Annotated in this window: 4 protein-coding genes and 2 rRNA genes; 2 read left to right on the top strand and 4 right to left on the bottom strand. The window is 50.3% G+C overall.

Annotated elements, in window-relative coordinates; all coding sequences use genetic code 11:
* Window positions 1–30 precede the first annotated feature (30 nt).
* Both ACJJH9_RS17100 and rrf read left to right on the top strand, forming a co-directional pair.
* Window positions 31–2,912 (top strand): 23S ribosomal RNA (locus ACJJH9_RS17100).
* A 204-nt stretch (window positions 2,913–3,116) separates the two neighbouring features.
* A 5S ribosomal RNA gene (gene rrf, locus ACJJH9_RS17095) occupies window positions 3,117–3,232 on the top strand.
* Window positions 3,233–4,019: 787 nt separating this feature from the next.
* Here the strand turns inward: rrf and ACJJH9_RS17090 are convergent.
* Genes ACJJH9_RS17090 through ACJJH9_RS17075 form a run of 4 tightly spaced genes read right to left on the bottom strand, consistent with a single transcriptional unit; the run spans window position 4,020 to window position 7,199 of the window.
* Entirely contained in the window at window positions 4,020–5,432 is a 1,413-nt protein-coding gene (locus ACJJH9_RS17090; protein ID WP_444923486.1) for a M20/M25/M40 family metallo-hydrolase, read from the bottom strand.
* 29 nt (window positions 5,433–5,461) lie between these two features.
* On the bottom strand, window positions 5,462–5,812 hold the full coding sequence (locus tag ACJJH9_RS17085) for a hypothetical protein (RefSeq protein ID WP_444887994.1): 351 nt from the start codon (window positions 5,810–5,812) through the stop codon (window positions 5,462–5,464).
* A gap of 3 nt (window positions 5,813–5,815) precedes the next feature.
* Window positions 5,816–6,583, bottom strand: coding sequence for a TSUP family transporter (locus ACJJH9_RS17080; RefSeq protein WP_444923485.1), 768 nt, complete (start codon window positions 6,581–6,583; stop codon window positions 5,816–5,818).
* Window positions 6,567–7,199: a lysophospholipid acyltransferase family protein gene (locus ACJJH9_RS17075; RefSeq protein ID WP_252084477.1), complete on the bottom strand. Its 633-nt coding sequence runs from the start codon at window positions 7,197–7,199 to the stop codon at window positions 6,567–6,569. Before ACJJH9_RS17075 ends, ACJJH9_RS17080 begins: the two co-directional genes overlap by 17 nt.
* Window positions 7,200–7,255 lie beyond the last annotated feature (56 nt).

Raw genomic sequence — 7,255 nt, 5'->3', positions numbered from 1 at the left:
TAAAGTCGTTAGTAGTCGTTTGTGTTGTATGGTCAAGCGACTAAGCGTATACGGTGGATGCCTTGGCAGCTGGAGGCGATGAAGGACGTAGGAGCCTGCGAAAAGTCTAGGGGAGCTGGCACACAAGCTTTGATCCTAGAATATCCGAATGGGGAAACCCACCTGTTTTACAGGTATCCATAACTGAATACATAGGTTATGGAGGCGAACCCGGGGAACTGAAACATCTAAGTACCCGGAGGAAAAGAAATCAACCGAGATTCCCTGAGTAGCGGCGAGCGAAAGGGGATTAGCCCTTAAGCTCTTTATGTTTTAGTGGAAGGTTCTGGAAAGTACCGCGATACAGGGTGATAGCCCCGTACACGAAAAGGCATTTAGAGTGAAATCGAGTAGGTCGGGACACGTGTTATCTTGACTGAATATGGGGGGACCATCCTCCAAGGCTAAATACTCCCAGCTGACCGATAGTGAACCAGTACCGTGAGGGAAAGGCGAAAAGAACCCCGGAGAGGGGAGTGAAATAGAACCTGAAACCGTATACGTACAAGCAGTAGGAGCCCTTCGGGGTGACTGCGTACCTTTTGTATAATGGGTCAGCGACTTATTGTCTGTAGCAAGGTTAACCGCTTAGGGGAGCCGTAGAGAAATCGAGTCTTAATAGGGCGTTTAGTTGCAGGCAATAGACCCGAAACCCGGCGATCTATCCATGGGCAGGTTGAAGGTTGAGTAACATCAACTGGAGGACCGAACCCACTAATGTTGAAAAATTAGGGGATGACCTGTGGATCGGAGTGAAAGGCTAATCAAGCCGGGAGATAGCTGGTTCTCCTCGAAAGCTATTTAGGTAGCGCCTCGCGTCTCACCCTCGGGGGTAGAGCACTGTTTGGGCTAGGGGGTCATCCCGACTTACCAACCCCATGCAAACTCCGAATACCGAGGAGTGCAATCGCGGGAGACACACGGCGGGTGCTAACGTCCGTCGTGGAAAGGGAAACAACCCAGACCGCCAGCTAAGGTCCCAAATACCAGTTAAGTGGGAAACGATGTGGGAAGGCCCAGACAGCTAGGAGGTTGGCTTAGAAGCAGCCATCCTTTAAAGAAAGCGTAATAGCTCACTAGTCGAGTCGGCCTGCGCGGAAGATATACCGGGGCTAAAACTGGTAACCGAAGCTGCGGATGCTCTTAGGAGCATGGTAGAGGAGCGTTGTGTAAGCCGTCGAAGGTGGATCGGGAGGTCTGCTGGAGGTATCACAAGTGCGAATGCTGACATGAGTAACGACAAGGGAGGTGAAAAACCTCCCCGCCGGAAGACCAAGGGTTCCTGTCCAACGCTAATCGGGACAGGGTTAGTCGACCCCTAAGGCGAGGGCGAAAGCCGTAGTCGATGGGAAACAGGTTAATATTCCTGTACTCGCTATTGCTGCGACGGAGTGACGGAGAAGGCTAGGCCAGCATGGCGATTGGTTGTCCATGTTTAAGGTTGTAGGCTGGGGACTTAGGCAAATCCGGGTCCCTAAGGCTGAGAACTGATGACGAAGCCCACTTAGTGGGTGAAGTGGTTGATGCCCTGCTTCCAGGAAAAACTTCTAAGCTTCAGGCAATAGTGAATCGTACTCTAAACCGACACAGGTGGTCAGGTAGAGAATACCAAGGCGCTTGAGAGAACTCTGGTGAAGGAACTAGGCAAAATGGTACCGTAACTTCGGGAGAAGGTACGCCGGTTTTGGTGATGGGACTTGCTCCCTAAGCTGAGGCCGGTCGAAGTGACCAGGTGGCTGCGACTGTTTATTAAAAACATAGCACTCTGCAAACTCGTAAGAGGACGTATAGGGTGTGACGCCTGCCCGGTGCCGGAAGGTTAATTGATGGGGTTAGCTTCGGCGAAGCTCTTGATCGAAGCCCCGGTAAACGGCGGCCGTAACTATAACGGTCCTAAGGTAGCGAAATTCCTTGTCGGGTAAGTTCCGACCTGCACGAATGGCGTAACGATGGCCACGCTGTCTCCACCAGAGACTCAGTGAAATTGAAATCGCTGTTAAGATGCAGTGTACCCGCGGCTAGACGGAAAGACCCCGTGAACCTTTACTACAGCTTTGCACTGAACTTTGAGCCTACTTGTGTAGGATAGGTGGGAGGCTTTGAAGCAGTAACGCTAGTTATTGTGGAGCCGTCCTTGAAATACCACCCTGGTATGTTTGAGGTTCTAACTCTGGTCCGTTATCCGGATCGAGGACAGTGTATGGTGGGTAGTTTGACTGGGGCGGTCTCCTCCCAAAGAGTAACGGAGGAGTACGAAGGTGCACTCAGCATGGTCGGAAATCATGCAATGAGCATAATGGTATAAGTGCGCTTGACTGCGAGACAGACATGTCGAGCAGGTACGAAAGTAGGTCATAGTGATCCGGTGGTTCTGTATGGAAGGGCCATCGCTCAACGGATAAAAGGTACTCCGGGGATAACAGGCTGATACCGCCCAAGAGTTCACATCGACGGCGGTGTTTGGCACCTCGATGTCGGCTCATCACATCCTGGGGCTGAAGCCGGTCCCAAGGGTATGGCTGTTCGCCATTTAAAGTGGTACGCGAGCTGGGTTTAGAACGTCGTGAGACAGTTCGGTCCCTATCTGCCGTGGGCGTTGGAAATTTGAGAAGAGTTGCTCCTAGTACGAGAGGACCGGAGTGAACGAACCTCTGGTGTTCGGGTTGTCACGCCAGTGGCATTGCCCGGTAGCTATGTTCGGACGGGATAACCGCTGAAAGCATCTAAGCGGGAAGCCTCCTTCAAGATTAGATTTCCCTGACTCCTTGAGAGTCCTAAAGGGCCGTGGAAGACTACCACGTTGATAGGCTGGGTGTGGAAGCGTTGTGAGGCGTTGAGCTAACCAGTACTAATTGCCCGTGCGGCTTGACCATACAACAGAGATGGTTACTAACGACTAGCTAAGCTAGCGGATTGTGGAATGAAAGACACACAATGATCGCTTGCGGTGTATTACTACAGATTGTTTTACCGACTTATTTGGGGTTATCGCCGGTCAACAGACCGAGGCAAACAGCGATAACGCGGCAGGCTAAGCAAAATTGCTTATAAGACCAACGCCAACCCAAGCCAGTTTGCCTGACGACAATAGAGTTGTGGAACCACCTGATCCCTTGCCGAACTCAGAAGTGAAACGCAACATCGCCGATGGTAGTGTGGGGCTTCCCCATGTGAGAGTAGGTCATCGTCAGGCTTCTAATCCGAAAAGGGCCACCCAATAGGGTGGCCCTTTTTTTATGTACAAAAAAATTGAATGCATAAAAAAATAAAAACAGAGAATAAAAAATCAAATTCAAAATACAGAAAAAATAAAAAGCCCAATCGAATTTTTACTCGCAACACTCCCGCCGAAAAATCCAACTCGGAGAAATCCAATTAAAAAAAGCGCAGGCTCTAAAAAGCTCCGAAGAGCCTTCCCTCCTATAAATAAAGCACTTTCTTAAATTTTTTCTGTAAGGAAAAAATGGAAATACAAAAAAATAACGCGCTTTAGTTAATCTGCACCTCAAGCACCACCAAAAAAACACCTGAAATTAAAAAGTGCTCTTTAACCTAGAACAATCATTGCGTTGAAAAAAACGGCGCAGAAATACTAATAAAAATACCGGTGATTTTTTGCACGTTTTAATGAACCTGTGCAACCACGGGGCCTGGCGCGGATATACCGCAGTTATGCACAAGTCTATCCAGACTTTCTGTTAATAACGCCAAGCGCTGGAAAGTGGATAAATGGCTGGTGTTTTTTTACCCGTTGAAAAGGGCCCCGCGGAAACAGGGGCCTGAGCGTGGATATCCCTGAGTTATACACAGCTCTATCCATGGATTCTGTTAGTAACAGCCTGTTAATGGAATGCTCATCAGCAGGAAACAGAAATATGCCTTGGTGCTGTGGGTAACTTGGGGAATGGTACGAATAGGGTAGGTGAGGTATAAAGAGCCTCCACTGAGGAGGCTCTTGTCGTGGTTGTGAGGTGCTTAGTTTACTCTTTTATTTTTGAGGGAATTCGGCCGAGGTTATCTTCCATCTCGGTGGCAAGGAAGGACATCACTACCCAGGCTGCGACGTTCTGGCGCAGGTTCTCTGGCTTCACCTTATCGAGGGTATCGTTAGGGGTATGGTGGTAGTCGAAGTAGTCGGTACCATCCTGGTAGAGACCGAAGGCAGGGACTCCTGCGGCGACAAACACACTACTGTCTGGTCCGCCATAGGATTTGTTATGTCCGCGCTCGATGCCGAGAGGTGCTAGTAATTGCATCATTTGGTCGGCAATATCGAATTTACTCTCAGGCAAACGAGTATCAAATCTCCAGATCTTACCTGCGCCAAAGTCAGACTCAGAGATGGCAATAATATTATCCAGCTCGTGACGATGTGCATCTAAATACTGCTTGGCACCGACCAGGCCAATTTCTTCGGCGCCGAAGAGAACTACGCGCAGGGTACGGCGAGGACGCTTGGGGAGCTCGGCAATCAGGCGAGCGGTCTCCATTACTATGGCGACTCCGGCGCCATCATCCAGCGCTCCGGTACCTTCATCCCAAGAATCCAGATGGGCGCCAATAATCATGACTTCTTCGGGTTTCTCGCGGCCAGTAATTTCTCCAATAACGTTAAATGACGGGCCATCACTGTGACGCTGATTATCTATATCGAGCTTAACTTCTACCGGCTTGCCACGTTTCAACATGGCTTCTAAAAGGTTGGCATCCGGGGCTGACAGTGCCAGTGCGGGAACTGGGTTTTCGACATCATTAATAGACATCATGCCGGTATGGGCAAAGCGGTCAGAGTCTGTGCCCACGGACCTTAGGAGCAGTGCGGCAGCACCTTTCTCAGCGGCTGCACGCATACCTTTACTGCGCCCTTGCACTGCAGGGCCGTAGCCTTCACCCGTACGAGCTTTTTCCATACGCTTGTTGATGAAGGCTATTTTCCCTTTTACCTGTTTAGGGGAGGCTTGCAGTAGGGCTTCAACATCGGGAAACTCGACGATTTCCGCAGTAAGGCCACCTTTGGGGGTTGCTACGCTATAGCCCAGGGAAGACACCACCAGTGGTTGGGGGTAGGGCGAAACCACCTGGGCGTGGGCATGTCCACGTGTCCAGCGGGGTACTTCAATTTGCTCTGTATAAACCCGATCGAACCCCAGGGATTTCATTTTTTCCTGGGCCCAAGCCACTGCACGCCGATCACCTTCCGTACCTGCGCGACGGGGGCCTACTTCTACCGTCAAGGATTCAACGATGCTATAGGCATCGGAAGAAGCCAGGGCGCGATCACGCAATACTTCTGCCACGGACAGATCTTCCTGGGGTAGTGGCTTCGCCTGGGCGATGCTGATCGCTGTAGTTGCAATAAAGGCCCCAGTGAGGGTCAGTAGTGGTTTAAACATATGTTTATCCTTGATTAAAGCTCGTTGACTCAAGATCTAGGTTGTTTGTTAGGTGTGTTGATAAGTAGCCTACTGCGAATATGCCGCAGTTGTTCCAGCCCCTTCTCGGTAAATAAATAGGGCGAGTGATCACTGGACTCGTGCTCTTCTATTTCGAGACACTTGAGTCGCATTGCTTCCAACTCAGGATCATGGCGCATTGGTATCGCCACTAGGGCACGCCATTCACTCTCGCTAGCTTGGCCGGTGATGGCATCCTCCAGGCCTTTAATAAAGCTGGCTCTGTCCATACGAAATCGCGGAGTGCGCAGATGCATTAATGTCCAGATCACAATGACAAAAGCACAGAAGGACAGCAGCAGAGTGAGGAACAGGGTCACTTTCTAGGGCTCCAGCAGTAATTTTATCGCGATGGACATAGTAACGAGAATAACTACAGGCTTAATCAGTTTGGCTCCATGGGAAATAACCAGGTTAGATCCTAATCTTGCACCGATAATCTGGGTGCCCGCCATAGTGATACCGACTATCAGTGAAAAGTATCCGCCCAGTATAAATATAACCAGTGAGGTGATATTGGTGGCCAATACCAACGGTTTGCTTGATGCCGTGGCTTTACGCATGTTGTAACCCAGTAGAGCGGCGAATGCCAGGGCATAGAAGGCCCCTATTCCAGGACCAAAAAAACCTCCATAAAAACCAATCCCACCACCAATCAGAATGTTAAATAGCCCAGGACTTATTCTGGATTTAGAGTCAATATCAGAAATTCGCGGCGAAAATGCGAAGTAGAGGGCGATGACGATAATTAATATCGGCAGTAGTGTATCGAGTATGTCTCCCCCGACTTTGGTGACTGCCCAGGTACCCAGAGCGGAGCCAAAAACGGCCGCTATCAAGCCCGGCCACTGGGGTTTCAGTTGTAAGTGCCCTTTTCGAAAATAGTTGAAGCTGGATGAGAGAGTACCGAAAACGGCCTGGAATTTATTAGTGCCGAGGGCATCTAGGGGGGGGAGGCCAGCCCATAAGAGTGCGGGCAGGGTTAGCAGGCCTCCGCCGCCGGAGATGGCGTTGATAAAGCCAGCGGTGAAAGCCACCGCGGCGAGTATCAAATATGTGCTAAGGGTTAAATCGCTACTGAATTCTATCACGGGAGGAATCACTGCCCTCCAAGAGATCGGTTTGCATATTGTGGTGGAACCCTTGGTATTTACTGAAGCGACGTTGGATTTCCGTCATATCCTCTTCCAGGTTTCCAGTGGGATGGTAGAGGGAGTCCAGGCAGAAACGCTTGCGAGAAAAGTCCCAGGCAACCAGTAAAATTGGTACCTCGGCAGCATAAGCAATTCGCAGGAAGCCACTTTTCCACTTAGTGACTTTCTTGCGAGTTCCCTCGGGAGTTATACCGACCCACATTTTTTCGTTATTGCGGTATTGCCTAGCTACCTGTTTGGCGATGCCCCCTGCAGAACCACGATTGGTGGGCACACCACCGAGCCACATAAAGAGATTTTTAAAGGGGAAGAAAAAAGCTTCCTTCTTCATGAGCCAGGAAATTTTCACCCTATAAGCCATGATAAAAGGCATGGCCACGACAAAGTCCCAGTTGGAGGTGTGCGGGGCCAGGGCCACCATCACTTTTTTTTCCGGAGGGAAGGTACCTTCCAGGCGCCATCCCATCAGCCGGATCAGCAGCCTACCAATAGCAGCGGTCAGGCCGTTGCCTAGGCGGGGCATTTCTTCCGGTAATTCTTTCTGCTGACTCATTATTGATCTCTCTGTCTACTGCTCAAACATCCTGGAACTGACAAGCGATTTCAGGA

The organism is Microbulbifer mixtoriginis (SeqCode) (assembly GCF_052466715.1).
Note: the sequence above shows the minus strand (reverse complement) of the source record. Positions and strands in the feature narration are given on the sequence as shown.

Bases quoted from the DNA above. Each gene is read 5' to 3' on its own strand.
- ACJJH9_RS17090 (WP_444923486.1), bottom strand. From the start codon at position 5,432: ATGTTTAAACCACTACTGACCCTCACTGGGGCCTTTATTGCAACTACA.
- ACJJH9_RS17075 (WP_252084477.1), bottom strand. From the start codon at position 7,199: ATGAGTCAGCAGAAAGAATTACCGGAAGAAATGCCCCGCCTAGGCAAC.